Here is a 26,846-nt window from a genome sequence, read left to right as displayed (position 1 = left end):
AAAATTTTAGATTTACGTTACATAAAATCACAATTATTGGCATATTTTTCGGATTATAACCAACATAATGAGTAGCATATGCTGGAATTGCTACTTAAACAGTAACGTTATACGATATTTATTACCAACAATCTCTAAAAATTTGGGTAAATCCGGAATATTACTCCAAAATAACCTGCAATCGCCACAGTCAAATTTCCTCTGTTATTTAACAAGTAATTCATTAATTTTGACGCTCTCCAAAATAAAATCATGATCAAAAGAGAAAAGATTAAGGTTCTGCTTGAAACAAGCGAGTTTAACCGCGATGTAACAGTTATGGGTTGGGTGCGTACTTTTCGCAACAATCAGTTTATTGCTTTAAATGATGGCTCCTGCATGGGAAACATCCAGATCGTTGTTGATTTTAATAATACACCAGAAAATATATTGAAGCGCATAACGACCGGTGCGGCCATTGCAGTAACCGGAACATTGGTTGAGTCGCTCGGCAAGGGTCAAAAAGTGGAGATCAAGGCAAAGACGCTGGAAATTTTGGGTGATAGTGACCCGGAAAAGTTTCCACTCCAGCCGAAAAAACACAGCCTGGAGTTTTTACGTGAGATTGCGCACCTCCGCTTCCGCACCAATACGTTCAATGCGGTTTTTAAAGTAAGGCACGCGCTGGCTTTTGCCATTCATCAGTTTTATCATGAGCGTGGCTTTGTTTACATGCATACACCGATCATCACTGCTTCAGATGCGGAGGGTGCGGGTGAAATGTTTAGGGTAACTACGCTTGATCTGGACAATTTACCTAAGACCGCCGAAGGGAAAATCGATTATTCGGAAGATTTCTTCGCCAGATCGGCCAACCTGACCGTATCAGGACAGCTGGAAGGTGAACTTGCGGCCATGGCATTTGGCCAGATATATACGTTTGGTCCTACCTTCAGGGCGGAGAATTCCAATACTACCCGACACCTTGCTGAATTCTGGATGGTAGAGCCTGAAGTGGCTTTTGCTGATCTGGAAGACAATATGCAGTTGGCCGAGGACATGCTTAAGTATGTGATCGACTATGCGGTTAAAAACTGCAAGGAAGAACTGGAGTTTTTGAACAACCGTTTGCTTGAAGAGGAAAAATCGAAACCTCAAAATGAACGGAACGAACTGTCTTTACTCGAAAAGCTGAATTTCTGTTTGAGCAATGATTTCGAGCGTCTGACTTACACGGAAGCTATCCGTATCCTTAAAGCGTCAAAACCGAATCAAAAGAAGCAGTTTAAATATCTTATTGATGAATGGGGAGCCGACCTGCAGTCGGAGCACGAGCGTTACCTGGTTGAAAAGCATTTTAAAAAACCCGTTATTCTTACAGACTACCCGGCCGACATCAAATCGTTCTACATGCGCCAGAATGAACCGGATGAGCAGGGCAGACAAACGGTAGCGGCTATGGATATCCTTTTCCCGGGTATCGGCGAAATAGTAGGTGGTTCGCAGCGTGAGGAACGTCTCGATAAGCTTACAAAACGTATGGAAGACATGAACATCCCTCAGGAAGAAATGTGGTGGTTCCTGGATACACGCCGGTTTGGCAGCGCACCGCACTCGGGCTTCGGATTAGGCTTTGAGCGTTTGGTGCTGTTTGTGACTGGTATGACAAACATCCGTGATGTAATCGCCTTCCCAAGGTTCCCGAAGAATGCGGAGTTTTAAACGCGGTGTAGAAAGCGGGTTTTGGGAACGGGATTTGCACTGAACTTACTATGCTGATTAAGATATATCCCGAAAATCCGAATCCTAAGGCTATAGCACAGGTGGTGGAGGTACTCCGCAAGGGCGGTATCATTATCTATCCTACCGACACAGTGTACGGACTGGGCTGCGACATTACGAATCAAAGGGCTATAGAAAAGATTTGCCGGATCAGGGGAATCAAACCTGAGAAGGCAAACTTCTCGTTTATCTGCTCCGACCTGAGCCATATCTCTGATTATATCAAACCGATCGATACGACGGTATTCCGGCTGCTGAAGAAAGCGCTTCCGGGGCCTTTTACGTTCATTTTGAACGCCAACAACAACGTTCCTAAACTACTGAGTTCTAACAAAAAAACAGTTGGTATCCGTGTGCCCGACAATGAGATCGCCCGGGAAATCGTGCGTCAGCTGGGAAACCCGATCCTCTCCACCTCCATTCACGATGAAGACGAGGTGATCGAGTATTCGACCGACCCCGAACTGATTCATGAAAAATATGAAGAGCGCGTTGATATGGTCATAGACGGCGGCTATGGCGGCAATCAGGCTTCTACGGTGGTTGATTGCACAGAGGGCGACTTCGAGATCATCCGTGAAGGTAAAGGGGATCTAGAAGCCTTTATTTGAACGCTTTCATAAATTCCCTTACGCTTCCTCGTACATTGTTGTGATCAAGCGCCTTTACAAATGCACTGCCAATGATTGCGCCGCTGGCATAACTACAGGCCTTTGCGAAAGTATGTTTATTGCTGATCCCGAAACCGATCATGAGCGGATTTTGCAGGTTCATGGCCTTTATTCTGGAAAAATAAGCTTCCGTTGCCTCTGAAACTTCCAGGTTTTGTCCGGTAGTGGCAGACGACGACAGCAGGTAAATAAATCCTTTACTCAATCCGTCAATTTTACGAATCCGCTCTTCAGAAGTCTGCGGCGTAATCAGGAAGATATTACATAGGTCGTTCTTCTCAAACACCGGCGCATATAGTTCTTCATACTCGGCCATAGGCAGATCGGGCACGATACAGCCATCTACACCGACTTCTTTACATGAGGCACAAAAGTTTTCGACGCCATACTGCAGCATCGGGTTTACGTAGCCCATGAGTAGCACGGGAATGGATACACGCTGACGCAGATCTTTCAGCTGTTCGAACAGTCTGCGTAAGTCCATACCATTATCAAGCGCCACCTTGCTGCTTGCCTGTATGGTAGGACCATCGGCTACAGGATCTGAATAAGGAAAACCTATTTCAAGCAGATCTGCGCCCGATTTTTCGAGTTCTTCGGCAATGGTAAGCGTATCGCCTAGACCGGGGTAACCAGCTGTATAATATATAGAAAGGATGTCTTTTTTGGTTTCAAAAAGCGCTTTTATTCTGTTCATATCAAGTTAAAATATTTCATATAAGTGTCCATGTCTTTATCGCCGCGGCCCGACAGACATATCACAACATTCTCTTTTCCTGTAAATTCCATCTTTTCGAGGTATGCCAAAGCGTGTGAGCTCTCGATTGCTGGAATGATGCCTTCCATCTTGGTAAGCAGCAGGCCTGCCTGAAGCGCCTCATCGTCGGTAATAGACACATACTTGCCCCGGCCTGTCTTGAATAGATGCGCGTGCTGTGGACCAATTCCCGGATAGTCAAGCCCCGCAGAAACGGAATGCGGCTCTACCACCTGTCCGTCGTGCGTCTGCATCAAAATACTGCGGCTTCCATGCAGTACCCCTTCTTTACCCAACGTAGTGGTAGCTGCAGAAAAGCCGCTGTCGACCCCCTTGCCTGCTGCCTCTACCGCGATGAGCTTTACATTTTCGTCGTTTATAAAGTGGTAGAACATACCCAGCGCATTGCTGCCGCCGCCAACGCAAGCCAATACATAATCAGGCTGATCGCTGCCTGTGTGCTCCAGAAGCTGTTTTTTTGTCTCTTCAGATATAATAGATTGAAACAAGGCTACCATATCCGGATAAGGGTGCGGTCCGACTACGGATCCGATAATATAATGCGTATCTACCGGATTATTGATCCAGTCGCGCATGGCCTCGTTTGTCGCATCTTTTAGCGTTTTGCTACCCGATGTTGCGGGAACAACCTTCGCTCCCAGCATTTTCATGCGCGCAACATTGGGCGCCTGGCGCTTAATGTCGACTTCGCCCATATACACCACACATTCCAGGCCCCGCAGCGCACAGACCGTAGCGGTTGCCACTCCGTGCTGACCAGCGCCTGTCTCTGCAATGATGCGTTTCTTGCCCAGTCGCTCAGCCAACAGGATCTGCCCTATGGTGTTGTTGATTTTATGCGCACCCGTGTGGTTTAAGTCCTCCCGTTTAAGAAAGATATTCGCATTGTACTTCTCCGACAAGCGTTTGGCCAGGTACAGCGGCGAAGGCCTGCCTACATAGTCTCTCAGCAGTTGCTGAAACTCCCGCTGGAAATCTGCATCATTGATGATATTCAGATAATTCTGGCGAAGCTCCTCCACATTCGGATAAAGCATTTCAGGGATGTAGGCACCACCAAAATCTCCGTAATACCCTTTTTCGTTCACAAAATAGCTCATAATCGTATTTTAAATGCTTTAAGTTGTTCTATATCTTTTAACCCGGGACTAAGCTCAAAGCGGCTGTTTACATCGATGGCATAACAGCGCGGATCGCTTACCTGTTGGAGCTCCTCCAGACTCTCGGGGCCGATACCCCCGCTCAGGAAAAAAGGTTTATCAAGTTTATAACCCTCAAGCAGCTTCCAGTCAAAACGTTTGCCAGATCCGCCGTGACCGGCCGTCTGCGTGTCAAACAGGAAATAATCGACCGCATCTGCATAATCATCCAGCACACTGAAATCAAAATGCTCGTCTATTCCGAAAGCCTTGATGAGTTCGGTGCGGGCCGGGATGATTGTCCTGAGCGCCTTGCAGTACTCCGGTGTTTCAGACCCATGTAACTGGATGGCGTCGAGTTCATATTCATCTTCAATTTCCGACACACGGATACCTTTTTCGTCGACAAACACGCCCGTCTTTTTTATAGCTGGAGGTAGCGACCTGACAATCTCAGCAGAGATTTCTCCGGCATAGCGCTTCGAACCGGTATAAAATATGAAACCCATATACTCGGGCTGAAGTTCTGCCAGCTTGCCGATATTTTCCGGCTCGCGCATGCCGCATACTTTTAGTTTCATTTTGCTCAATTTGCAATAAGTGCTTTAAAACTGTTCAACGCGCGTTTACTTAAAAGGGACTCTTCGGCCTCGTAAAAGCAGTCGGCAAATGACTTATTACCGTGGATCGTTTGCAAGGCCAGCGCGGCATTACATAAAACGACATTTTGCTGTGCATCGGTACCTTCACCGTTTAAGACATCCATGAATATCCTGGCTGAAGATTCTACCGTATCCCCGCCTTTGATCTGCCCTTCGCTGATTTCCTCAAAACCCAGGTCAGCGATCCGCACCAGGGCCTCGCCTGCTTTGCTGAAAACCTTCACATCGCAGGTCATAGACACCTCGTCAAAACCATCAACCGCATGCAGGATGGTATAATTCTTATCTGTTTCCTGATACAGGTAGGCGTACAGTCGTGCCAGCTCCAGGCTGAATACACCCACGATCTGGTTTTTTGGCTGGGCGGGGTTGACCATTGGTCCCAGCATATTAAAGAAGGTCTTTACCCCCAATTCGCGTCTGATCGGCGCAACGATCTTCATGGCCGGATTAAAAAGCGGTGCATGCAGAAAACAAATACCTGCTTTGTCCAGACTCCTCCTAAGGCTATCCTGATCTTCGGTAAAGGTATAGCCCAGGTATTCCATAACGTTAGAGGAGCCACATCCGGATGATACGCCATAGTTACCATGCTTGGCCACTTTATTTCCTGTGCCGGCAACCACAAAAGATGCGAGGGTAGAAATATTAAAAGTATCTTTTCCATCGCCTCCGGTACCGCAGAGGTCGACCAGCTCAAAATCAGATAAATCTACTTTAACGCACAGATCGAGCATCGCATCGCGGAAACCCTGAAGTTCGGCCACCGTGATATTTCGCATACCGTAGGCTGTGATGAAGGCCGCGATCTGCGAGTTGTTAAACTCCCCTAAGGCTATCGAAGTCAGTATTTTCTGGGCTTCCGGGCGACTGAAAGTCTTGTTCTCGAATAAGTGATTTAGAATTTTCTTCATAACAAAAAAGGTTGCCTTATAGCAACCCTCCAATTTTTTTATATAAAATAAAACGAACAATATCGGGTCACACTACGCTTTTGCGTTGTGCCACCACCAAATGTTATGTCCGTTTGTTGTAATCATCTATCGCAAAGATGGGTTTGTTTTGTTAAAAGCCAAAATTTTTTACAAACTATTATTTGATCAGTGCATTCTTCTCTTTTGTGAAATGCTTAAATACCAATCCATCGGCCACACCGGGCAACAGTTTATTAAGCCATACCGTTAATTTGCCCTGACGGGTCATGACCAGGGTGCGTTTCCGCGCAGCTATCCCCTCGGCAATCCGGTGGGCGACTTCTTCGGCACTCATCATTTTTTCTTCTTCCATACTGGTTTCCCCGTGTGCCGCACCATCTTTAGCAAGTGCTGCTACACGAATGTTAGAAGCCGTAAACCCCGGGCAAGCCACCATGACATGTACTCCGCTGTGCAGTAATTCCGTCCGCAGCGATTCCATAAATCCATTCATGGCAAACTTAGAAGCAGAATATCCCGTCCGCCCGGGCAAGCCCCTATAGCCCGCTATGGAAGAAACCCCCACTACGGTCCCCTTGCTCTTCAGCAATTCTGGCAGGGCATATTTTGTGCAGTATACCGTTCCCCAGAAGTTCACATCCATCAGGTTTTTGAGCACGGAGAGGTCGGTCTCGTTAAACAAGGCCCGCATGGATAAGCCCGCATTATTCAGCAGAATATCGACGCCCCCAAAGGTATCTATAGCCTGCGCGATAACCGCACGGCAGTCTTCCTCGCGACTCACATCGGCCTGTACTGCCAGCGCCTTGATGTCGTATGCCTTTTGCAGTTGAGCAGTAATTTCACATAAGGTGACATATTGCCGTGCAGCAAGCACGAGGTTGGCTCCCCGCCTGGCAAACTCCTCGGCACAAGCTTTCCCGATGCCCGAGGAAGCGCCGGTAATGACAACGACTTTATCTCTGAAATTCATGTGCTATTTTATGATTGAGTTTTCGTAAGGAACTCTGGTTATAATGGACCTTCCAAGGGTGATTTCATCGGCATACTCCAGTTCACCCCCAAAGGCAATGCCGCGTGCAATGGTCGTGATCGGTATCTGAAAATCTTTGAGACGTTTATAGAGGTAAAATAATGTCGTATCACCCTCCATGGTGGCGCTCAGTGCCAGAATGACCTCCTTTACCTGCGTGGTGGCAACCCGCTGCACCAGACTGTCGATATACAGATCTGAGGGACCGATCCCGTCCATCGGCGATATTAACCCACCAAGCACGTGGTAAACACCAAAGTACTGAGCGGTATTTTCAATAGCCATCACATCACGCGTATCTTCCACCACGCAAATGATCTCCTTATCGCGCTTTGCTGAGGCACAGATCTCACAAACCTGCTGATCAGCTATGTTATGACAGACACTGCAGTTCTTAATTTCGTTCTTCAGCTTAATGATCGAGTTGCCAAACCGCATCACTTCTTCCTGTTCGCGGCCCAGCAAATGCAGCACCAGCCGCAATGCAGTTTTTTGTCCGACCCCAGGAAGTTTGGCAAATTCAGCTACGGTGTCTTCGAGCAGCTTTGAAGAAAAGTTCATACCACAAACTTAGGGAAAAACTACTCAAGTAAAACAGCTTTTTATTACATTTAGCGCTCAACCAGAGGTATTATGAGTCCAGCTATTCTCCTTTCTTTCTTAATCGGCTATTTCCTGCTGCTCATTGTGGTCGCGTTTGTGACATCAAAAAAGTCGTCGGACAATGCGGCTTTTTTTATTGCCAACAGGAACTCTAAATGGTACCTGGTAGCCTTTGGTATGATTGGTACAGCGCTCTCTGGCGTAACCTTTATTTCCGTTCCCGGCGAAGTGGGTGCACCGGCGGGGAATCAGTTCCAGTATTTCCAGTTTATACTGGGCAATGCTGTCGGTTTCATCATCATCGCGACCGTACTACTACCGCTCTATTACCGGATGCGGCTCACGTCGATTTACGGCTACATTGAGCAGCGCCTTGGCTTTTACAGTTATAAATCTGCCGCATTTATTTTCCTGGTGAGCCGTACCATCGGATCGGCTTTTCGCCTGTACCTGGTGGTTATTGTGCTTCAGCGATTTATATTTGACAGCTATGGTATACCTTTTTGGGTGACTGTGCTGATCTCCCTGCTCCTGATCTGGTCGTACACCTTTAAAGGCGGCCTTAAAACCATAATTGTCACGGATACGCTGCAGACCTTCTTTCTGGTCACCTCGGTATTCCTGACCATCTATTTCATTTGCAGCAGTCTGGGGCTCAGCGTACCTGAAGCGTTCGAGACGATAAAAAACAGCGGTTATTCGAAGATTTTCTTTTTTGAGGACTTCAGCACCAGCGGCTTCCACTTCAGCAAAGCCTTTATCGGCGGGGTATTTGTTACCATCGCTATGACCGGGCTCGATCAGGATCTGATGCAGAAAAACCTGAGTATGGCTACCATCAAGGAAGCGCAGAAGAATATGTTCACTTTCACAGGGATATTTGTGGTCCTCAACATTTTTTTCCTGAGCGTAGGGGCATTGCTTTATGTATATGCGGCTAAAAACGGCATTGAGATCCCGCTTGACCATGTAACCGGCAAGCCGCGCACAGACTTCCTGTTCCCGGAGATTGCCCTGAATCATCTGACCATGGTGCCCGCTATTATCTTTATGCTTGGTTTGACGGCGGCGACTTTTGCGACGACTGATTCGGCACTAACGGCACTGACTACCTCGTTTTGTGTAGACTTCCTGAATATGGATAAGGCTAAAGATGTAAACTCAAAATCGGCCGTAAACAAAAGACACGTGGTGCATGTTGTATTTTCGCTGCTGATGTTCCTGGTGATTATTGTGTTCAACTCGATTAACGATCAGTCGGTAGTAGCCGGAATTTTCCGTGTGGCATCGTATACTTACGGACCACTTCTGGGGCTTTACAGTTTTGGCTTGTTTGTGAGAAACCGAGGGGTGAATGACAAACTTGTGCCGCTGATCTGCCTGTTGTCGCCCGCCCTGTGCTATGTGCTGAACGATCATTCGGCCAGCCTGCTGGGCGGGTATAAATTTAGTGTTGAACTGATCCTGGTAAACGGGCTGATCACCTTCGCGGGACTATTGCTGATCAGCCATAAAACGACGCAGCAAACTAAATTTTAGATAGGATGAGCTTTTAAAACAATCAAAGATACAGATGACGAGTGAAGAGAAAATAAGAAGTGCTTTCGAAAATAAGGACTGGCAGGAAATTAAAGTAACCGATTCCTGGCAGATCTTTAAAGTTATGGCCGAGTTCGTGGATGGCTTCGAGAAGCTGGCAAAGATTGGTCCGTGTGTCTCGATTTTTGGATCTGCGCGAACAGCGGAAACCAATCCGTATTACGAAATTGCCGTGGAATGCGGACGGCTGCTTACTGAGCGGGGCTACGGGGTGATTACGGGGGGCGGACCAGGTATTATGGAAGCCGGAAATAAGGGTGCTCACATGAACGGGGGCAAATCGGTAGGCCTGAACATCGAACTGCCTTTTGAGCAGTTTCACAACAAATACATCGACCATAACAAGCTTCTGGAGTTTGACTACTTTTTTGTCAGGAAGGTCATGTTCATGAAATATTCGCAGGGCTTTATTGTACTGCCGGGCGGTATGGGCACGATGGACGAACTTTTTGAGGCGATCACTTTGATACAAACCGAAAAGATTGCCCGTTTTCCGATTGTGCTGATAGGCAAAGACTACTGGGGCGGGCTCATCGACTGGATTAAAAACACCATGCTCAAAAAGGAACATAATATCCACGAGGAAGATTTAAACCTGTTTAGACTGGTAGATACGGCCGAAGAAGCCACGGAACATATTTTCCGCTTCTACGACAAGTATGTACTTAAACCGAACTTCTAGGAGGATCTAAAGCTGCGTAACGCCGCCCGAGACAACGAGTTTCATGGCATCTGCCGCGCTCATGTTGAGTGGCTTAATGCGCTCGTGCTTTACCACGTACACCTGGCCCGCAAAAGAATAGGAGAACGGAAAATAGACCACAGATTCGCCAGGCAAGCCTATCCGGCTAAGGTCTGACTGTGTAAGAAAGCCAATGCGCTTCATATCGCCTTCTACCTCAACCAGTACTGGGTTGTTAAACTTCTTTTCATCACCAACGAAAGCCTCGGTAAGGTCTTTTATGGAAGAATAGATGAATTTAAGAACCGGAAGCCGGTCGAGCGCCTTCTGGAACCAGTTGTACATGGGTTCGGTAACAAAATAAGTTACGAATATACCGGCAAGAACGATGAGTGAGATCACTAGCGCCAAACCCAGACCAGGGATGTTCCTGCTCTCCCCGGTTTGCGGATCTACACCTAGAATATTATTGATGTTCAACCAGCTGTCTACTGTTGTAACTGCGCCTACAACGATAAAAATACTGATGGCTATCGGTAATACAATCAGGAGGCCTTTGATAAAGTAGTTAAGCAACGCCCTGCCAATTCTGTTCATACTGCAAACTTAGACAAAATTTACTCGTAAAAATACACCCGTTTAACCCTTTGGGAGATATTGGTGAGTATTTCGTAGGGGATGGTATCAATTTGTCTGGCAAGTTCGGCAATGGTTAGCGTACCATTGAAGACAATGACTTCATCGCCGGTTTTTACATCCAAACCGGTGACGTCGAGCATACACATATCCATACAGATAACCCCTACCGTTGGTACAAGCTTATTGTTGACCAGCATACGCCCCACCCCGTTGCCAAACCTGCGGCTGTAGCCATCGGCATAACCAATCTTCACCGTGGCGATTGTACCGCCATCTTTGAGCACGCCCTTTCTGCTATAACCTACCGTCTCGTTGGGCTTGATGTGTTTCAATTGCGTAATGGTGGTTTTTAATACCGCCACGGTTTGCAGTCCGCGATTATGCGGAACGCCGGCGTCAAATCCGTACAAACCGATGCCCAGCCTCACCATGTCCAGTTGCGCATCGGGATGCCGCGACACACCAGAGGTATTGGCGATATGCCGGATAAAACCATAGCCTAATTCATTGCTGATCTGATCGGCCATTGCCGTAAATCTCGCCAGCTGATGTGCGGTAAATTCGTCATGTTGAGCGTCATCGCTCGCCACCAGGTGGGAAAACACGGAGACAACTTTGACTTTGGGTATTTCTTTAAGTATGGCGAAGAGCTCCGGCAGATCGGGCTCCTCGAAACCAAGCCGGTGCATTCCCGTATCCATCTTCAGGTGGATCGGATAATCGCGTATGTGATCTTCCAGCGCACCGGCGAACTGCCTGAGAACATCGGCATTGTATATTTCCGGCTCAAGCTTGTTTTTCACAATCGCCTCAAAACCTGAAGGCTCAGGACTCATCACCATAATGGGCATGGTTATGCCTGCCTTTCGCAACGAAACGCCTTCATCGGTATAAGCCACAGCTAAATAATTGACCTTATGGTACTGCAAGAGGTTGGCAATTTCAAAACTGCCGCTGCCATAAGAGAAAGCCTTAACCATAGCCATTACCTTAACCCCGGGTTTAAGTTTGTTGCGGTAAAACTGCAGGTTGCTGGCCAGGGCGCTCAGGTCGATCTCTAAAACGGTGTCGTGTATCTTTTGAGTCAGGAGTTTACTGATCCGTTCAAATTCAAACTTACGTGCGCCTTTTACAAGTATGGTTTCATTGTTGAAGTGCAATGCAGGCAGGTTATCGATCAAGTCCTGCGTACTGTCAAAGAAGACAGCTTCCATGTCAAAGAATTCTTTGGCCGCGCTGATATGTGGCCCTACGCCGATAAGCCGGTTAAGTTCCTTTTGCTTCACCAACGCGGCAATTTCGCGGTACAGCACTTCGTCAGTCTTGCCCGTCTCAACGAGATCTGACAGGATCAGCGTACGCACGGAATGCTGGTTCTGAAGATTCAGAAAATCGAGCGCGATGGCCAGAGAAGACACATCGGCACTGTAAGAGTCGTCGATAATAGAGCAATGGTTGATACCCGTTTTCAGCTCAAGTCGCATGCCCACCAGCGCAAGTTTCTCGAGGCGAAGGTCGGCCTCTTTAGGATCGTACCCCAGCGCCAGCAAGGTTGCCCAGCAGATGATCCCGTTTTCCAGCGATGCTTTGTCGCGAAAAGGGATCAGGCATTCAATCTCCACGCCTTTGTAGCGGCCACGTACGTAAGTCCTCCCCTCAATAGGTTCTACAAAAAGAATTTCCAGGTCCGCTTTCTGGCGATAGCTCCAGGAGAATTTCTTTTCGCCCGGCAGCTCGGCCTCGCTTACGTCTTCGATATGTTCAGGGCAGTAGATAAAAACCTTAGATTTGCTAAAGAGCTTGAGCTTCTCGAGCAGTTTTTCCCTTTTGGAGGAAAAGCCTTCGGCATGTGCCTCACCTATATTGGTGAGTACGCCGATGGTGGGCGCAATGATGTCGGCAAGGCTGTCCATTTCGCCCGCTTTTGAAATGCCTGCTTCAAATATGCCCAGGTTATGCTCCGTCCCTATTTGCCATACCGAAAGCGGCACACCGATCTGAGAATTAAAACTCTTGGGACTGCGTACTATGGTATAATCGGCCGCGAGTAACTGATACAGCCATTCTTTTACGATGGTTTTGCCGTTGCTGCCGGTAATGGCCAGCACCTCCAAGTCATATTGTGCCCTGTTATATTTACCCAGAGCCTGCAAGGCCTCCAGCGTATCGGCTACCAGCAATACGTTTGCGTCGGCAAAGGCCGACAAATATTGTTCATCACTTATTACAAAATTCCGGATACCCTCATTGTAAGCATCCTGCATGAATTCATGACCGTCGCGTTTACCTTTGATAGCGAAAAAGAGTGATTCTTCCGGATCGATGATACTCCGGCTATCGATGACAAGTCTGCTTATTCCAGCATCAAAACGTTCATTAAATGACCTTGGGGATAAAATGCGGGCAATCTGTTTTATACGATAAAGGGCATGGCTCATGAAGCCAAAACTAGCAATTTAAAACTGTATATCCGTAAACCACTTCTTGTAGATGGCCTGGTAAGTCCCGTTCTGCCGAAGCAGGTTGAGCGCGTCGTTAAACTCATCTTTCAGTTGCACGTCACCCTTGCGCATGGCGATGGCGTAGTGTGAATCTGTTTCGGGCAGATACATACCCACCTTCAAACGTTTGTTCTTCTGGAGAAAGCCACCGGCTATAGGCGAATCGTCGATAAGTAAGTCTATTTTACCAGCCTGGAGCTTGCGGTAAAGCTCTTTGTTGGTTTCCGCATGCACCATATTGTTGGAAGGAAAATTGGTGTGTACGTATTTTTCCGCTTCAGTGGCCTCCCGGATACCGATGGTTTTATTGCGCAGGTCGTTTACACTCCTTATTTCGTCTTCCTGGTTCACCACCGCACAAAGACGGAAGTGCAGGTATGGATTGGTAAATTCAAGGATATGCAGTCGCGACTCAGTAACGGTTACCGCAGAACAAATAAGGTCAAGTTCCCCCTTAAACAGCTTTTCGAGTATGGTTTGCCAGAGCGAAACTTCATAAACTACCTCAATGTTGAGCTGTTCTGTTATGGCTTTCATCAAATCCACCTCAAAACCTTCAAATTTTTCTGAATTATAGTCAGAATGCATCGGAAAAGGAGCTGCAGAATCTAATCCGACCTTGAGTATTTTTTTTTGCGCCATGATAATACGAGACTTTTAAGGCCTTGATGCAACAAAAGTATATATTTTAGGCATTTTTTACAGCATTTGAGCATCAAATGAAGCAAAAACACCCAATTCAAGGTTTTTTGACATGCATTTACCGACCGATTGGTTTAATGAATACTTTTGCTTAAGATGGAAGAAGAAAACAAGAAACCTAAGCTAAGTAAGACGGCGGCCCTGGCGAAAGCGGAATATTATTGTGCCTACCAGGAACGCTCTCAGCAGGAAGTGCGCGACAAATTATACGAATGGGGTCTGTATCCGACGGAAGTGGAAGAACTTATTTCTGAACTGATTCAAACCAACTTCCTGAGTGAGGAGCGTTTTACCCAAGCTTATGTATCGGGCAAGCTCAGGATAAAGAAATGGGGGAAGATTAAAATTAAGCAAGGCCTGAAAATTAAGCGGGTTCCGGATAAGATGATTCAAAATGCACTGAAAGCAATTGATATGGACGAATATCTGGCCATCATATTGGAAGCAGCCAACAAAAAAAACGCACAAATAAGCGAAAAGGATCCCTTTAAACGCAGATTTAGACTGGTAAACTACCTTGCCGGCCGGGGCTTTGAAAATGATTTAATTTTAGATGTACTGAAAAACAATAACTTACCATAAACGCATATATTTTTTCTAAAAAATAACTTGACAGCAATATAAAACTGTTTATATTTGCATTCCCAAACGGGACGAACGGTAATAACCAGGAACGTTTGAAGCATCGGAGGATGCAAAAATAACATAATGCGAAAGTAGCTCAGTTGGTAGAGCACGACCTTGCCAAGGTCGGGGTCGCGAGTTCGAATCTCGTCTTTCGCTCTAAATGCCTTCACACTCTGAAGGCATTTAATTTTAAAAGGTATTTCACCTGCTCGGATGGTGGAACTGGTAGACACGCAGGACTTAAAATCCTGTGCCCTCAACAGGCGTGCGGGTTCGATTCCCGCTCCGAGTACAATCGAGGATTTTTATCTAAAAGTCCTTTTTCTTGTCGAAAAAGGACTTTTGTATTTTATTCCCGCTATGTTATCTCTATGAACATGGCAAATTAAGAAATTTCAAAGCTCATACGTATATGTAGAATTAAGCGTTCAGGTTATCCAGATCATAGTACATAATCCTGGTCTTGGCAGATTCATCTGATTTCAGAAGAAACCTGAACCCGTTGCGGTCATAATATTTCAGTTGCTTTGGCTGGTTGATCGCATCTAGGATTAGCAGTCGGCATGCAGGCTTATGGTCCAGTATCAGCCAACCCTTAATGAAATCCATTAATTGGTAGGCTATCCCAGAACCCTGCAGATCTTTATGAACACCCAACCGGCCAATCTTGATCGCTGGGTACTGCCGGATCCTTTTTGGATTGGAAAGCCTAAGTGCGCGATGCAATCTGTTCCAAATGTTGTTGTTAAAGCCCTTTTCCTCGCCCAAATCGTTCAGGCAGTCATTTGAAATACTGAAGAAAGCCAATACGTTTTTATTTCCGTCTTCGAAAAGATAGGTATTTGCCATTTTCTCAGACTGGTAGGCTAGCGCATCATCGTGAAGGAAAGCAGTAATATCTGCAAGGCCGCAATCGAATGTAGCGATAAGGGATTTTTCGTCCAAAGGAGAAAAAAACAGGTCAGAAAGTTCCAAGATTATTTTGCTGCCTTGGTCAATACTTTGTTAACAAGGTTATTGATGCGCTCGCGCTCTGCAGCCGAAGCTTTTTGGCCCCGACCAGACGCAAGCTCCTCATTGAACCTCTTTGAAGAAGTACCATAAAGAATTGGTGTTGGTTTAATTGGAGTTGCCATTATTAGTACTGTTAATCTTGCTATTGTAATTGAACAATACAAATATAATGCTAAAGCTTATAAATCTCATAAAGATTTTAGAGATAGTATCCTTTAGGATCTTATGCGCCCTGAAGGAATGGTTGTAGTACTAGTTGTTCCTGGTATTTATTTTCGTTGAGAAAGGCCACACTTCGAAATTTCCAAGTTTTTTAAATTCAGCAAACGCTATTTCTTGTTCTTTTCTTTTATCCCTATAATATTGTCCTATCGATAATATCGTGATGATTATTTCTCCTAGAGAAAATTTAAGTAGTGGATTGTTAGCATTGAAATATGGCCATTCATATTCTTGTTCGCTTTGTAAGAACAATATGCATCGTGCAATTATTTTTAAACTCTCGTTAGAAAGTTTATCGGTCCCTTTCAGCTTATGGTTCCTCGTGTCATCATAAAGCCCCCAACAAAGTTCTAGCATTGGTTGAATAATCTCATCATCAGATTTCGCCTGTTTAGATCTATAATATTGCTCTGGTAGCCAGCCATGAGTTACATCATCCATTAGATTCTCTTCAAAATCATCGTTGGAAATCAGTCCAACGGAAAGATGTCTCAAGTGCAGAGCAAGTTTTTTTCGTCTTTCTAGGTCTATCATGCCATGAAGTAACTATTATCGATATTTAAATGCTTTTTATGCATATCTGCTAAAAAGCTTTTCCGATCAAATGAGTTAGCAAATCCCGATTTTTCGCCTTTTTTTAATTCCGTTATGAGTTCAGCTTTTTTTGTTTCTGAATACTCAAGCATTCTCAACGGGGCTCTAATCACTTCACTCGCTGAAGAATATTTGCCTGTTTGAATCTGCTTGTTAATTAAGCTATCAAAATAATCACTCAACAATATTGACGTGTTCTTTGCCATAATTTTTCGTTTTTAAATATACAAACAATTGGTATAAAAAATATTGAATTAGCTTACCCTATGGAAGCGGCCCGGGGGTATAAAGTGGATGTTCAAAATCTCTGGAAGTAAGTAAATAAGAGCGTTAATTCAATCTCAGCATCTGTTAGCTGCCCGGGTATAATATATCACCCTTAGAGTTTGCCCTGCGGAAGCCTCCCCAGGGATCAGGCATTAATCCGCTACGACTAACTATCCGTTCAACCTCGTCCGCATCATCGAGCAGGAGTGCGCCCTGCATGCTATTGACAGTGCGAAACATACGGACTATGCGGCTCTGATCATCCGGACTATCTTCTATAAGCTTATAGAGACCCTTGGTAATGGCTTTCAATGCACTAAAGTTTTCTGCATACGCTTCAGCGCTGTCGAACATCTTTATCAGCCGCCTAACTTGATCGGCATTCAGATACCGCAGCTTAAGATTAACATGCTGGCCGGTTTCCGTCTTAACGAATACGTCATCGATTGAGTTCTCTACAGCTACGACCTGATCAGGGAGCTGGTTGTTTTGATTTTTAAAATTGGTACTTCGCATGACCATTGTAAATAAGTATCCTGAGTGCTGCGAAGTACCAATTAACTCTTTACAGAGAAAAATGAAATACGGCTCCAAACCGCTCACTCAGGAATATTGTAAATAATGATTTACTATTAACTCTCTCTGTTTAAGTTAATGAATTTGTTAATTAATACTTCGCACAACGAAGGTGCGAACGATTTTTCAGAATTGCAAAAACCAAACAGTCTTATCTCAAATAATAGCGTGCGATATACACAGACGCGTACACCCGGGAATAATTATCCCCTATACCGCCTGCCATCTGGCAAGCTTTATACGTCTGTTATTACACAGAGGTTGACAAGGGATTAAACAGCGTGTAGTATCTATAGACTGGTTAATAGCTGTCTGGTGGCTGAATAGTATCCGAACAGGTAAGAGTGTCGGACCAAGGGCAAAAGTTTCCCTTTCTTACTTTCCCATATGTTTATGAATGCCATCCGCAGGCTTGTCGCTGAATATTAAGCAGTCCCAGAGCCTGATATGATAGTCGCCATGATGCTTAACCAGTTCAATTTTTACGTGGTGTTTACCCTTCGGAAGTTGGTAACGCCAGGTAATATCGTGTCTGCGCAAACGGAATGCGGTAGATAAATGCGCAGTTTCCATCAGTTGCCCGTCTATATATACATTGGCTTCATAAGTGAAGTCAGGTAGGTCATTGCGGTTTTTATTTGCAGCGCCGCGTAAAACGAATCCGGTACCTTCAAAGTCGAATGCGTAAGTTACCCCCATTGTGGTATGCAAGGTCCGCTTCTCAACCGGATACACTCCTGCAAAACCTTGCTCCAACTGCACAACCATCGGCTTTTGAACAGCAATGCTGATGTTCTGACCGGCTTCTGTTCCGCCGTTGAGCAGAATGGATTTTACGGCATGCTGGTAACTCGTTTCATAAACTTTGTTGAGCGACATGCTGGTGTATTTGAAATTCATATCCTCAGCGCCCTCCAATCCCTTTTTCCAATACTGCGGTATGTTGTTATATCCTATCATGGTGCCCAGGATACCCGCCGCTGATGAGGGGTTACAATCTGAATCCTGCCCGGTACGCGTGGCTATCTCCATGGTTTTGGTAAAGTCTCCTTCGCCGTACAACAGGCCCATGACCACATAAGCGGCGTTAACTTTCGCATCGATGTTTAGTGGCGCGAAGATTCCTTCGGGGCAACCGTTCTCAGACGACCATTTTTTTTGCACTTCAAACCAGGTCTGCTTCCAGTCTGACGGATATTTTTTATGCCATCTAATCACATCTGCGATGCACTGATAGAATGTGCTCTCCCTGGGGATTGTCTTCAAACCTTCGCTAACCACATAGTCCACATCGCTTGAGATAAACGCCAGACTGTACATGGCGCCCATATAAACGCCGCCGTACCAGCCATCACCATAGTTCATGATGTGGCCTACGCGGTCGCTGATCTTACTTGCCGCGTTGGGCATGCCCGGATGCATGAGCCCCGCAAAGTCGGCCTCGATCTGGTAATCTATGTCGTCGGAATGCGGATTATTAAGCCAGTGCCCGCTCTGCGGGGCCTTTATACCATTTAATATGTTGTAACGGGCGGCCTGATTGGCGTGCCACAGGTTATATGGTGCTGTGGCAAAAGCATGCGCAAAGGAATCCACAGGCGCATCAAAGCCCAGTCTTTCCAATACATCCACAAAGGTGAGGTCCATATAGATGTCGTCAAAAAGATCCGGCCATTCGATCATTAGTTTCTTTACGTATCCGGCCGACCAGGGTATGGTTTGCTCATCCTGGATAAAAGTCCCGTTGTACTGAAACTCGGTATAACTTCCAAAGCTTACTCCAATGGTTTGTCCGGCCCAACCGCCTTTAATCTTGTCTTTAAGCTTATCCTTACTTAATGTAAATGTTGGTTTCTGGGCCAATGCTGAGGCACAGCAGGTAAAAAGGACGCTGAACGTCCATAGTAATACTTTTTTCATTTGTGTGTGCTATTTGGTTTCAAGTAGTCGCCCGCAGGCGCTACCTAAAGCTAAATGTAATAAAATCCTTTTCTTTTATGTACATTCGGATCTTAAACCATTACCATTTATATACCTTAAGAATGAAAAAACAATTATTAGCGCTCGTTACGCTCTCGATCCTGTTTGTAGCTTGTAGTAAAAAAAAAGAAAGTACTCCAAAACTAATGCTCGACCTCAACGAACTTTCACTGAAATTCGATAAGGAGCACCAGTTTAAAGTTACCCTGGATGGCCAAGCTGTTGATGGCGCTACGGTCAACTGGACTTCGTCTGACGAGCGTACCGGAACAATTGGCGGCACAGGCCTCTTCAAAGCAAAGAGAATCGGCACCACCACCATCACTGCTAAACGTGGGGAAGAGGTACTTACTGCAACTGTGGACGTAACCCCCTACTCTACTTTTTTTGTGGAGCCTTACATAGATTTTACCGCCAGCAAAGCGGTAATCAAGACCAAGGAAAAAAGACTTTTAGCCCCGAATGGAGAAGACGCAGACGAGTTATTATTTATAGGCGAAAACAACAAAATACAGAACGTATTTTATGCCTTTGAGAACGGAACCCTGCTTGGCGCAATGGCTGTCTTTAACACTTCCACGCTGACGTCTGACGAACTTGCTAAATTCTATCTGGAACGCTATGCGTACATAGGAGAAACTGACGACCTGGCCTACCTGGCGTTCGGACAAACCATTGTTGCCATCGGAGAACACCCGAATGTTGGCTTTGCCGCAGTGTATATCCAGGATCCTGAAAGAAAAACAGCAAGTACAAGATCTTTAGGAGAAGCCAGGGCTTTGGTTGAGGCGTATTCAGGAAAACTTGTTAAAAGACTAAGATAAGTCGGACCGCTGTATACGTACGGCGTTCAGTATGGCGAGCAGGGCCACGCCTACATCGGCAATAACAGCCTCCCATAAGCTTGCCACACCGCCTGCACCGAGGGCGAGCACAGCCACTTTTACAACGAGCGCCATGGTTATGTTTTGCCAGACTACCTGCCGGGTAAGTTTGCCAATTCTGATGGCCATGGCGATCTTTGACGGCTGATCGTTTTGAATCACAATATCGGCGGTCTCCACAGTAGCATCACTTCCCAAACCGCCCATGGCGATACCTGCATCGGCGAGTGCTACCACCGGTGCGTCGTTAACCCCATCACCGGCAAAAGCCAGGCGTCTGCCCTCAGCCTTAAGCTCCGTTACGTGCCGCACCTTGTCTTCGGGCAACAGGTTCCCGTAGGCATGGTCTATACCCAGCGCAAGTGCTACCTGATCTACCACCGATTGTCTATCGCCCGACAGCATAATGGTCTCAATGCCCATGTTACGCAGCTCTTTAACCGCAAGTCCGGCATCGGGTTTAGCCTCGTCTGCTACGGTTATGTATCCTGCATAAGATCCCTCTATCGCCACAACCACGGTCGTATTGCTTAAAGCCTCAATTTCTCGCGGATAGGACACTTCAAAGCTGGAGAGCAATTTGGTATTGCCTACCAGAACCTGCTTTCCGCCCGCCCTGCCAGCCAGTCCGTGGCCCGGTATTTCGCGAACCTCTTCCGCAGGATTCCAGATACCCTTTTCTGAGGCATATGTTACTATGGCCCGCGCGACAGGGTGAGTGGAATTCGCTTCTACCGAAGCAGTTAAGGAAACAAGTTCATCTGCAGGGGGATCTACCGATACTACCTCCTGGACTTTGAATACGCCTTTAGTCAACGTGCCGGTTTTATCCATCACTACAGTGTCCACCTTAGTCATCACATCCAGAAAGTTCGATCCCTTAAAAAGGATGCCGTTCCTGGATGCCAATCCGATACCTCCGAAATAACCAAGCGGGATAGATACGACAAGTGCACATGGGCAACTGATCACCAGAAACACAAGGGCACGGTAGAACCACTCGCGGAAGCTGTAGTCGCCGACCACCAAATAAGGCACAAAGCAAACCAGCACTGCCAAAGCAAATACAACAGGCGTATACACTTTTGCAAAACGGCTGATGAAAAGTTGGGTCTGGGATTTACGCGCCGTCGCATCCTGCACCATTTCCAGTATACGGCTCAGCTTACTGTCGCGAAACAAGGCGCTTACTTCTACCTCTACCACATTCTCCCGGTTAATCATGCCGGCAAGTACCTGTCCCCCTCTTCCGATCATCTGCGGTACGCTCTCACCGGTTAGCGCGGCAGTATCGAAAGATGCATACTCCGATTTCAGTCGGCCGTCCAGGGCCAGCTTCTCTCCCGCTTTGAGCTGCACTACTTCCCCGATCTGCACATTGGCAGGCGGCACGTGGACCAACCTGCCCTCCCGCCATACCGTAGCCTGATCGGGCCGTACATCGAGCAGAGCTTTAATGCTGCGTTTGGCCCTGTCTACCGCAGCATCCTGAAACCATTCGCCTATGGAATAGAATACCATTACCGCCACCCCTTCGCTGTAAGAACCAATGCTGAAGGCACCTATAGTTGCCACGCTCATCAAAAAGAACTCGTTAAAAATATCCAGTCGCCGGGCCTTTCTGAAAGCCAGGTCGAGCACGTTATACCCTGCCAGCAGATAGGCGGCAAGATAAATGATCAGGTTGACCGGAAACGCAGGAATAATCCCGAAACCATATTCCAGGACGAGCATAACCACAAGAATGGCGAAAGCGGTCAGCAACGGGATCTTACCTTTAATCATGCCTCATGTTTTTCAAAAACCATTCCATGAATCGGTGAACTGGCGCCGGTGGTGGCAAAGTGTCTGCGCCTTACATTTTGCCAAATAGGCTTAGCGTTTATAAAAAATAAAATCGGTAAGCAGCGGACACACCCCATGTACCTTTACATCCGTAGCGATCTGTGCGCGATGGTAGGTACCGTGGTTTATTGCATGAAAAAGGATGTCGCGCACGGAATTCACAAAAGGAACACCCGTGCTCATTTTATAGCTTACCATTCTCTCTAAGTCTTCAGTCGAAAGAACTTCAAGGCTCCGCTCATAGTTTTCCTGGTCGAGCGCCTGGAGATTGTCGATGGGGTGCTCCTGCCAAACGCCAAAGGGTTCGCCTTCAAGACTGATCCTGAAGTTCCAGATGCGCTGTGCGTTGATGATGTGCGACATAAGCAGGACCGACTTTGAGCCAATTTGCTCACGATTGTCAGAAAGCAGGGCTATAACCCTCTGATTCATATCGCGGTTATAAGTAAAAAGCTCAGCGAAGAATGTTTTCATGCGGCTAATCTAGAAAATAAAAAAACGGGAATGCAACATTCCGTCGCATCCCCGCTATCTAAATTAACGCTCTCAGTAATATAAACGACAAATACAGGGAATATTGTGCTGACTTAAAAAAAATCTAACTTTTTTTGCGACGCAACTGGTACACCTGTCCCTTGCCGTTCGCAAGCAAGATCAACCGGCTATTTTTGCTTTTGCCAAGTACATTGAAACCAAGCGGTGAAAGGCTGCTCCAATGAAGTCCGCCATCTTCAGAGATGTCGGTACCCGAGGTACCTGTAGCCAGGACCAGTTTTGGATTTATATACAGAACACTTGAACGATATCCTTTCACCGGATTAACCGGCTTCTTCCATGTTTTGCCCCCATCGTAAGTAAGCAGTATGTTGTTCGTATTCTCCTTGTCTTTCACATAGTTGCCGCCTACTACGATACCTCTTTTCGTATCGAGGAAATCCATAGAGAACACTCCTGTACTGCTTTCGCCTTGCCAGATAGGACATGGATAGACCGACCACGACGAACCGAAATTATTGCTTACATAGATATTGGATACCTTGCCGCCTGTGGCTATCCAGACTTTCCCGCCTTTCATGGCGCGTATGGTGCTGCCACTGGCTGCAAAGCCCGCCTCACCTTCGGCAAGCGGAAGGTGCAAACTACCGGACACATCGCTCCAGGAACCTCCCCCATCCTTCGTTTTTAGCAATTGCATCTTATGATTAATCGGATCGCCGAAAATTAATCCCTCACGCTGGTTCCAGAAAGCCATGCCGTCCAGAAAAATGGCAGAGTCACGGTTTTGGTAGACTTCCTTCCAGGTCTTGCCGCCGTCGCGGGTGGTAAGTATAAAGGCAGGTGATCCGGCATTTACGATCACGGCCCTTTTACCATCGAAAGCTTCAATATCCCTGAAATCCAGTTGCTCGTAACCAGCAGGTTTAACCCAGGACCAGGTTTTTCCACCGTCGAGTGTCTTACCAACGCTACCAGCACTTCCGCTCACCCAGGCAATTTGATCACTCACTACCGACATACCTCTGATGCTTGAAGCCGCTCCGGCGGTTAATTCGACGAGCTCAAACTTCTGGCCCACGGCTATGAAAGGAAACAGGATAAATAACAGGAGGTATCGCATCATTACAATATTTATCTGCCCCAATTTCTGCAATTAAACGCATAAATCCATAAGCTGTTTATGTAATTTATCGAAACCTGTACCTGCTGTTTGTTGTTAACCTCACAAGTTAACCCTATTATTCATTATACCTATGACTATGCAACAAGACCCAACAGAAAAATTCCCGCAGCCGCCTTTTCCCGAGCAGGAACAGGAAACGCCGGGTAGAGAACGCGACATGAAGCCCCATGCCGATCATGGGGAAGAAACTTACAAAGGATGCGGTAAACTCGCCGGAAAAAAAGCCGTCATTACCGGCGGCGACTCTGGCATAGGACGCGCCGTGGCGATTGCGTATGCCCGTGAAGGCGCAGACGTCCTGATCGCCTATTTGGACGATGTGGAGGATGAAGACGCACAATCGACGGCCAAACTAGTGGAAGAAGCAGGGCGGAAGGCTATACTGGTGAAGGGCGATATCCAGGACGAGACGCACTGCCAGTATATTATAGACACGGCCGTTAAGGAATTTGGCCAGATAGACATTCTGGTGAACAATGCGGCCTACCAGATGGCCAGGGAGTCGATGGAGGAAATATCGGCTGAAGAATGGCACAGGGTATTTCAGACCAACATCACTGCAATGTTTTACTTGTGCAAAGCGGCCGAACCGCATATGAAACCGGGCAGCAGCATTATCAACACTACCTCCGTCAACGCCTATTCACCTAGCCCTCAATTGCTGCACTATGCCGCTACAAAAGGCGCGATACAAAACTTTACCTCCAACCTTGCGCAGATTCTGCTGCAAAACGGTAAAGGCATACGGGTAAATGCGGTAGCTCCGGGACCGATCTGGACCCCGCTTATTCCTTCAACTATGCCGGAGCCAGAAACGTTCGGCCAGGACACACCGATGGGCCGCCCCGGACAGCCTGCTGAAGTAGCTCCAGCCTTTGTGTTTCTAGCCTCGGAAGACGCCAGCTACATTGCAGGAGCTACCATTCCGGTAACAGGTGGCCGTGTAACGATCTAATATATCACGATTTTTAAAGCTAACGCAACCGGGCCTGGAAGAAAGCAGAAGTTTCGCTGATCACCAGGTCCCAGTTGCCCGCTTTTGAAAAGCCATGATTCGCACCCGCCACTTCTACCCATTTATTGTCGACCCCCTTGCTGTTTAAGATATTGGTAAACTGCTGGTATTCATTCTTACTGCCATCAGGCAAATCTGCCACCACATTAGATTCGGGCCGTATGTTGATGGTTGCTCTGGCCTTACCCTGGTTGGCCAGCCAAAGCGGACTTACCGCCATGTAAGCCAGAATATTTGCCTGCACAGGCTCGGCACCTACGGCACGGTAGATTACTTCAACAATCCTTGGGTCAAGCGCCCTCACCTCAGATTCGTCCTGAAATGCAAAATTGGTAGCACCAGCCCAGTTGGCCGCTGCTTTAACACGATTGTCTGAATTCCTGTCGCCATACGCGTACAACAATGCCAGGGTACCTCCCGCACTATGTCCGGCAATACCCCATTTATCTGAGCTGATCTTCCAGTCAGCACGCTTTGAGACGGCCATATTAACCGCTGCCTGAATGTCCAGAAGCTGATCGGAAATCTTTACTGCACTCGGCTTGTGTACTATCGGCGTGCTTAAAACACCGTCTATGTCTACCAACCTGTAATTTACATTGAGCACCGCAAATCCTCTGGCTGAGAGCTGACTGCTTTGTCCGGAAAACTCTGACTTATCGCCAGCAACAAAGCCACCACCATGCAGAAAAACAATGACCGGTGTATTCTCATTTCGCCCTTCGGGCAGATATACGTCCATCTTTTGCCTGCTGTCCGTACCATAACTTACATCTGTGATTACCTGGGCTTCCAGATCTGCTTTTTTATCTTTCTTACAAGATGAGAGGATAAACAGGGAGAGGACGGTTAGTATACCAATTGTGTTTTTCATAACATGATGTTTCTGAAAACCGATCAAATATTGTTCCTGAAATGATCAGCGAAGCAGAGGCTTAAGGACCGGCCACACCTTCTGCGCAATGATTACATACCCTTCGGCAAGGGGGTGTATGCCGTCGTGCATATTCAGGTGACGGATCCCAGCAACACCCTCAAGCAGGAAGGGAACAAAAGTCATTTGATTCTTAATGGCCATATTACTGTAAAGCATGCGAAACTCTGCAGCACGCTCGCCCGGCACCCACAAGGGCAACTGCATCCCCAGCAGCATCAACTGAGCTTCAGGATGGGCAGCCTTAACGCGATCGACAATGCGCTGCAGGTTATCCTCTGTTGTTTTGGGATTGATACCGCGTATCATATCATTGGCGCCAAGCTCAAGCACAAAGATATCCATCGGATTCGGCAAATAAAGCCCGAGCCGCGCCAGGCCCGAAGCGGAGGTATCTCCGCTCACGCCGGCATTGATGCATTCATATTGCAAGCCCGACTCGTTAATCTTTTGCTGAGTTAAGGAAGGGAATGATTGTTCGTGGGCGTTTGAAAGCCCGTAACCCGCTGTCAGGCTATTTCCGAAAAAAAGTATGCGCTTCATTAGACGATAACCATCATTTTTCGTTGTCCTGAACGGAGTTATTTCCAGTCTCAATCTCCACTTCCTTTGTAGTCACGGCATAATGTGAAGGACGGATCTCTGAACCATAGGCCACCGCATAAGCCTTGGTAAATTCGGCCCCAAAATAGAGAATGATCGATGAATAGTAGGTCCACAACAACAAAATGACCAAGGAACCCGCAGCGCCGTAAGTACTGCCGACGTCACTTTGTCCGATATAGATGGAGATACCAAATTTGCCCAGCATAAACAGCAGCGCAGTTACTACTGCACCCAAGATCACATCACGCCATTTGATGATCGCATCGGGAAGCACTTTAAAGATGACCCCAAAAATGAGCGAAACTACAGCAAGCGTAACCAACTGGTTGATGATGTAAAACAAGACGACCGACACATCCGAGAAGCGGGCTTGAAGCCTTGAGCTGAACCCGTCGAGAAGCGAAGTAATACCTAGCGATACCAGTAGCAGGAAAGCCAGGCTAATGATTACTGAAAATGACAGGAAGCGGTTTTGCAGCATTTTAAGCCATCCGCGTTTTGGTTTAGGTTTTAAGCCCCATATGGTATTTATAGAATCTTGAATATCGGCAAAGACTGTGGTAGCACCAACCAGCAAGGTAACAATACCAATAATGAAGGCAATCGTACCTTTATTGCCAATGGCGGCCTTCTGAACGATCTCTTGCAACTGTAAGGCCGTTTCCTTTCCCATAAATCCGGCTAGCTGTCCGTATATCTGGTTATTGGCCGCTTCCTCGCCCAAAAAGATTCCGCAAAGTGAGATGATAACCACGAGCAGCGGAGCCATTGAAAATACCGTGTAGTAAGCCAGGGAACCGCTCAGCTTGGTGACTTTGTGATCGCCAAAGCCGGTAAAAGCATTCTTGAGTAGCTCCCAGATTCCCTTAAAGGTGATTTTTTTTCTATCCATATGT

28 protein-coding genes and 2 tRNA genes are annotated in these 26,846 nt (G+C 46.7%); 9 read left to right on the top strand and 21 right to left on the bottom strand.

All coding sequences use genetic code 11. The features are described from left to right. The first annotated feature begins 252 nt into the window (after nt 1-252). The gene (asnS, locus tag J3P40_RS09400; protein WP_305120559.1) at nt 253-1,701 is read left to right on the top strand and encodes an asparagine--tRNA ligase; all 1,449 of its coding nucleotides are present in this window, start codon (nt 253-255) and stop codon (nt 1,699-1,701) included. 50 nt (nt 1,702-1,751) lie between these two features. Continuing rightward, entirely contained in the window at nt 1,752-2,372 is a 621-nt protein-coding gene (locus J3P40_RS09395) for an L-threonylcarbamoyladenylate synthase (RefSeq protein ID WP_256004886.1), read from the top strand. Here J3P40_RS09395 and trpA read toward each other — a convergent pair. From trpA to recR, 6 genes are all read right to left on the bottom strand, one after another. After that, nucleotides 2,365-3,129, bottom strand: a complete 765-nt coding sequence (gene trpA, locus J3P40_RS09390) for a tryptophan synthase subunit alpha (protein WP_256004885.1) — start codon at nt 3,127-3,129, stop codon at nt 2,365-2,367. The genes J3P40_RS09395 and trpA overlap by 8 nt on opposite strands. Next, a complete protein-coding gene (gene trpB / locus J3P40_RS09385) occupies nt 3,126-4,310 on the bottom strand; it encodes a tryptophan synthase subunit beta (RefSeq protein WP_256004884.1) in 1,185 nt (394 codons plus the stop codon). Before trpB ends, trpA begins: the two co-directional genes overlap by 4 nt. Further along, nucleotides 4,307-4,930, bottom strand: a complete 624-nt coding sequence (locus J3P40_RS09380; protein ID WP_256004883.1) for a phosphoribosylanthranilate isomerase — start codon at nt 4,928-4,930, stop codon at nt 4,307-4,309. Before J3P40_RS09380 ends, trpB begins: the two co-directional genes overlap by 4 nt. Nucleotides 4,931-4,935: 5 nt before the next feature. Continuing rightward, nucleotides 4,936-5,925: an anthranilate phosphoribosyltransferase gene (trpD, locus tag J3P40_RS09375; protein WP_256004882.1), complete on the bottom strand. Its 990-nt coding sequence runs from the start codon at nt 5,923-5,925 to the stop codon at nt 4,936-4,938. A gap of 178 nt (nt 5,926-6,103) precedes the next feature. Further along, nucleotides 6,104-6,919 carry an SDR family oxidoreductase gene (locus J3P40_RS09370; protein WP_256004881.1) on the bottom strand — a complete coding sequence of 272 codons (816 nt, stop codon included), beginning with the start codon at nt 6,917-6,919 and terminating at the stop codon, nt 6,104-6,106. Nucleotides 6,920-6,922: 3 nt separating this feature from the next. Next, nucleotides 6,923-7,540: a recombination mediator RecR gene (gene recR / locus J3P40_RS09365; RefSeq protein WP_256004880.1), complete on the bottom strand. Its 618-nt coding sequence runs from the start codon at nt 7,538-7,540 to the stop codon at nt 6,923-6,925. Nucleotides 7,541-7,612: 72 nt separating this feature from the next. On the opposite strand from recR, the gene J3P40_RS09360 reads away from it, so the two are divergent. Continuing rightward, nucleotides 7,613-9,121, top strand: a complete 1,509-nt coding sequence (locus tag J3P40_RS09360) for a sodium:solute symporter (RefSeq protein ID WP_256004879.1) — start codon at nt 7,613-7,615, stop codon at nt 9,119-9,121. 34 nt (nt 9,122-9,155) lie between these two features. Then, a complete protein-coding gene (locus J3P40_RS09355) occupies nt 9,156-9,863 on the top strand; it encodes an LOG family protein (protein WP_256004878.1) in 708 nt (235 codons plus the stop codon). Between the two features lie 6 nt (nt 9,864-9,869). On the opposite strand, the gene J3P40_RS09350 is transcribed toward J3P40_RS09355, so the two are convergent. From J3P40_RS09350 to J3P40_RS09340, 3 genes are read right to left on the bottom strand one after another with little or no spacing between them, the layout of a single operon-like run. Continuing rightward, entirely contained in the window at nt 9,870-10,460 is a 591-nt protein-coding gene (locus tag J3P40_RS09350) for a DUF502 domain-containing protein (RefSeq protein WP_256004877.1), read from the bottom strand. Between the two features lie 20 nt (nt 10,461-10,480). Then, the gene (locus J3P40_RS09345) at nt 10,481-12,940 is read right to left on the bottom strand and encodes a bifunctional UDP-N-acetylmuramoyl-tripeptide:D-alanyl-D-alanine ligase/alanine racemase (protein ID WP_256004876.1); all 2,460 of its coding nucleotides are present in this window, start codon (nt 12,938-12,940) and stop codon (nt 10,481-10,483) included. A gap of 18 nt (nt 12,941-12,958) precedes the next feature. Then, complete coding sequence (locus J3P40_RS09340) at nt 12,959-13,645, bottom strand: substrate-binding periplasmic protein (protein WP_256004874.1); 687 nt, start codon at nt 13,643-13,645, stop codon at nt 12,959-12,961. Between the two features lie 156 nt (nt 13,646-13,801). Between J3P40_RS09340 and J3P40_RS09335 the strand changes: the two genes are divergently transcribed. From J3P40_RS09335 to J3P40_RS09325, 3 genes are all read left to right on the top strand, one after another. Beyond that, on the top strand, nt 13,802-14,287 hold the full coding sequence (locus J3P40_RS09335) for a regulatory protein RecX (protein WP_256004873.1): 486 nt from the start codon (nt 13,802-13,804) through the stop codon (nt 14,285-14,287). 128 nt (nt 14,288-14,415) lie between these two features. Beyond that, nucleotides 14,416-14,488, top strand: a tRNA-Gly gene (locus J3P40_RS09330). 51 nt (nt 14,489-14,539) lie between these two features. Beyond that, a tRNA-Leu gene (locus J3P40_RS09325) sits at nt 14,540-14,624 on the top strand. A 128-nt stretch (nt 14,625-14,752) separates the two neighbouring features. Here the strand turns inward: J3P40_RS09325 and J3P40_RS09320 are convergent. From J3P40_RS09320 to J3P40_RS09295, 6 genes are all read right to left on the bottom strand, one after another. After that, complete coding sequence (locus J3P40_RS09320) at nt 14,753-15,277, bottom strand: GNAT family N-acetyltransferase (RefSeq protein WP_256004872.1); 525 nt, start codon at nt 15,275-15,277, stop codon at nt 14,753-14,755. 32 nt (nt 15,278-15,309) lie between these two features. After that, nucleotides 15,310-15,468, bottom strand: coding sequence for a hypothetical protein (locus J3P40_RS09315; protein ID WP_256004871.1), 159 nt, complete (start codon nt 15,466-15,468; stop codon nt 15,310-15,312). 130 nt (nt 15,469-15,598) lie between these two features. Beyond that, nucleotides 15,599-16,102, bottom strand: coding sequence for a hypothetical protein (locus J3P40_RS09310; protein ID WP_256004870.1), 504 nt, complete (start codon nt 16,100-16,102; stop codon nt 15,599-15,601). After that, complete coding sequence (locus tag J3P40_RS09305) at nt 16,099-16,368, bottom strand: type II toxin-antitoxin system ParD family antitoxin (protein WP_256004869.1); 270 nt, start codon at nt 16,366-16,368, stop codon at nt 16,099-16,101. Before J3P40_RS09305 ends, J3P40_RS09310 begins: the two co-directional genes overlap by 4 nt. Nucleotides 16,369-16,513: 145 nt before the next feature. After that, nucleotides 16,514-16,945, bottom strand: coding sequence for a hypothetical protein (locus tag J3P40_RS09300; protein WP_256004868.1), 432 nt, complete (start codon nt 16,943-16,945; stop codon nt 16,514-16,516). Nucleotides 16,946-17,380: 435 nt separating this feature from the next. After that, nucleotides 17,381-18,925 carry an ADP-ribosylglycohydrolase family protein gene (locus J3P40_RS09295; protein WP_256004867.1) on the bottom strand — a complete coding sequence of 515 codons (1,545 nt, stop codon included), beginning with the start codon at nt 18,923-18,925 and terminating at the stop codon, nt 17,381-17,383. Between the two features lie 122 nt (nt 18,926-19,047). Here J3P40_RS09295 and J3P40_RS09290 point away from each other — a divergent pair, with 122 nt between their 5' ends. Beyond that, nucleotides 19,048-19,809, top strand: coding sequence for an Ig-like domain-containing protein (locus tag J3P40_RS09290; protein WP_256004866.1), 762 nt, complete (start codon nt 19,048-19,050; stop codon nt 19,807-19,809). Here J3P40_RS09290 and J3P40_RS09285 read toward each other — a convergent pair. The 3 genes from J3P40_RS09285 to J3P40_RS09275 form a co-directional block, all read right to left on the bottom strand. Continuing rightward, nucleotides 19,801-21,654 carry a heavy metal translocating P-type ATPase gene (locus tag J3P40_RS09285; RefSeq protein ID WP_256004865.1) on the bottom strand — a complete coding sequence of 618 codons (1,854 nt, stop codon included), beginning with the start codon at nt 21,652-21,654 and terminating at the stop codon, nt 19,801-19,803. The two genes, J3P40_RS09290 and J3P40_RS09285, sit on opposite strands and share 9 nt — an antisense overlap. A 90-nt stretch (nt 21,655-21,744) precedes the next feature. After that, entirely contained in the window at nt 21,745-22,188 is a 444-nt protein-coding gene (locus tag J3P40_RS09280; RefSeq protein ID WP_256004864.1) for a DinB family protein, read from the bottom strand. Nucleotides 22,189-22,312: 124 nt separating this feature from the next. After that, complete coding sequence (locus J3P40_RS09275; RefSeq protein WP_256004862.1) at nt 22,313-23,335, bottom strand: WD40/YVTN/BNR-like repeat-containing protein; 1,023 nt, start codon at nt 23,333-23,335, stop codon at nt 22,313-22,315. Nucleotides 23,336-23,471: 136 nt separating this feature from the next. Here J3P40_RS09275 and J3P40_RS09270 point away from each other — a divergent pair, with 136 nt between their 5' ends. Beyond that, on the top strand, nt 23,472-24,350 hold the full coding sequence (locus J3P40_RS09270) for an SDR family oxidoreductase (RefSeq protein ID WP_305120558.1): 879 nt from the start codon (nt 23,472-23,474) through the stop codon (nt 24,348-24,350). Between the two features lie 19 nt (nt 24,351-24,369). On the opposite strand, the gene J3P40_RS09265 is transcribed toward J3P40_RS09270, so the two are convergent. From J3P40_RS09265 to J3P40_RS09255, 3 genes are read right to left on the bottom strand one after another with little or no spacing between them, the layout of a single operon-like run. After that, entirely contained in the window at nt 24,370-25,284 is a 915-nt protein-coding gene (locus tag J3P40_RS09265; protein ID WP_256004860.1) for an alpha/beta hydrolase, read from the bottom strand. A 45-nt stretch (nt 25,285-25,329) separates the two neighbouring features. Next, nucleotides 25,330-25,887, bottom strand: coding sequence for an arylesterase (locus J3P40_RS09260; protein ID WP_256004859.1), 558 nt, complete (start codon nt 25,885-25,887; stop codon nt 25,330-25,332). Between the two features lie 13 nt (nt 25,888-25,900). After that, nucleotides 25,901-26,842, bottom strand: a complete 942-nt coding sequence (locus J3P40_RS09255; RefSeq protein ID WP_256004858.1) for a YihY/virulence factor BrkB family protein — start codon at nt 26,840-26,842, stop codon at nt 25,901-25,903. Nucleotides 26,843-26,846 lie beyond the last annotated feature (4 nt).

Origin of the sequence: Pedobacter deserti (assembly GCF_024436415.1) — a bacterium.
Classification (GTDB): domain Bacteria; phylum Bacteroidota; class Bacteroidia; order Sphingobacteriales; family Sphingobacteriaceae; genus Pedobacter; species Pedobacter faecalis.
Note: the sequence above shows the minus strand (reverse complement) of the source record. Positions and strands in the feature narration are given on the sequence as shown.

Excerpts from the sequence above, each read along its gene's own strand:
- J3P40_RS09345 (WP_256004876.1), bottom strand. The coding sequence starts at position 12,940 with ATGAGCCATGCCCTTTATCGTATAAAACAGATTGCCCGCATTTTATCC.
- J3P40_RS09275 (WP_256004862.1), bottom strand. The coding sequence starts at position 23,335 with ATGATGCGATACCTCCTGTTATTTATCCTGTTTCCTTTCATAGCCGTG.
- J3P40_RS09305 (WP_256004869.1), bottom strand. The coding sequence starts at position 16,368 with ATGGCAAAGAACACGTCAATATTGTTGAGTGATTATTTTGATAGCTTA.
- J3P40_RS09380 (WP_256004883.1), bottom strand. The coding sequence starts at position 4,930 with ATGAAACTAAAAGTATGCGGCATGCGCGAGCCGGAAAATATCGGCAAG.
- J3P40_RS09350 (WP_256004877.1), bottom strand. The coding sequence starts at position 10,460 with ATGAACAGAATTGGCAGGGCGTTGCTTAACTACTTTATCAAAGGCCTC.
- J3P40_RS09310 (WP_256004870.1), bottom strand. The coding sequence starts at position 16,102 with ATGATAGACCTAGAAAGACGAAAAAAACTTGCTCTGCACTTGAGACAT.
- J3P40_RS09270 (WP_305120558.1), top strand. The coding sequence starts at position 23,472 with ATGCAACAAGACCCAACAGAAAAATTCCCGCAGCCGCCTTTTCCCGAG.
- trpA (WP_256004885.1), bottom strand. The coding sequence starts at position 3,129 with ATGAACAGAATAAAAGCGCTTTTTGAAACCAAAAAAGACATCCTTTCT.
- trpD (WP_256004882.1), bottom strand. The coding sequence starts at position 5,925 with ATGAAGAAAATTCTAAATCACTTATTCGAGAACAAGACTTTCAGTCGC.
- J3P40_RS09285 (WP_256004865.1), bottom strand. The coding sequence starts at position 21,654 with ATGATTAAAGGTAAGATCCCGTTGCTGACCGCTTTCGCCATTCTTGTG.
- J3P40_RS09300 (WP_256004868.1), bottom strand. The coding sequence starts at position 16,945 with ATGCGAAGTACCAATTTTAAAAATCAAAACAACCAGCTCCCTGATCAG.
- J3P40_RS09265 (WP_256004860.1), bottom strand. The coding sequence starts at position 25,284 with ATGAAAAACACAATTGGTATACTAACCGTCCTCTCCCTGTTTATCCTC.
- trpB (WP_256004884.1), bottom strand. The coding sequence starts at position 4,310 with ATGAGCTATTTTGTGAACGAAAAAGGGTATTACGGAGATTTTGGTGGT.
- J3P40_RS09260 (WP_256004859.1), bottom strand. The coding sequence starts at position 25,887 with ATGAAGCGCATACTTTTTTTCGGAAATAGCCTGACAGCGGGTTACGGG.
- J3P40_RS09335 (WP_256004873.1), top strand. The coding sequence starts at position 13,802 with ATGGAAGAAGAAAACAAGAAACCTAAGCTAAGTAAGACGGCGGCCCTG.
- J3P40_RS09360 (WP_256004879.1), top strand. The coding sequence starts at position 7,613 with ATGAGTCCAGCTATTCTCCTTTCTTTCTTAATCGGCTATTTCCTGCTG.
- J3P40_RS09340 (WP_256004874.1), bottom strand. The coding sequence starts at position 13,645 with ATGGCGCAAAAAAAAATACTCAAGGTCGGATTAGATTCTGCAGCTCCT.
- J3P40_RS09395 (WP_256004886.1), top strand. The coding sequence starts at position 1,752 with ATGCTGATTAAGATATATCCCGAAAATCCGAATCCTAAGGCTATAGCA.
- J3P40_RS09280 (WP_256004864.1), bottom strand. The coding sequence starts at position 22,188 with ATGAAAACATTCTTCGCTGAGCTTTTTACTTATAACCGCGATATGAAT.
- J3P40_RS09295 (WP_256004867.1), bottom strand. The coding sequence starts at position 18,925 with ATGAAAAAAGTATTACTATGGACGTTCAGCGTCCTTTTTACCTGCTGT.
- J3P40_RS09315 (WP_256004871.1), bottom strand. The coding sequence starts at position 15,468 with ATGGCAACTCCAATTAAACCAACACCAATTCTTTATGGTACTTCTTCA.
- J3P40_RS09255 (WP_256004858.1), bottom strand. The coding sequence starts at position 26,842 with ATGGATAGAAAAAAAATCACCTTTAAGGGAATCTGGGAGCTACTCAAG.
- J3P40_RS09290 (WP_256004866.1), top strand. The coding sequence starts at position 19,048 with ATGAAAAAACAATTATTAGCGCTCGTTACGCTCTCGATCCTGTTTGTA.
- asnS (WP_305120559.1), top strand. The coding sequence starts at position 253 with ATGATCAAAAGAGAAAAGATTAAGGTTCTGCTTGAAACAAGCGAGTTT.
- J3P40_RS09370 (WP_256004881.1), bottom strand. The coding sequence starts at position 6,919 with ATGAATTTCAGAGATAAAGTCGTTGTCATTACCGGCGCTTCCTCGGGC.
- J3P40_RS09355 (WP_256004878.1), top strand. The coding sequence starts at position 9,156 with ATGACGAGTGAAGAGAAAATAAGAAGTGCTTTCGAAAATAAGGACTGG.
- recR (WP_256004880.1), bottom strand. The coding sequence starts at position 7,540 with ATGAACTTTTCTTCAAAGCTGCTCGAAGACACCGTAGCTGAATTTGCC.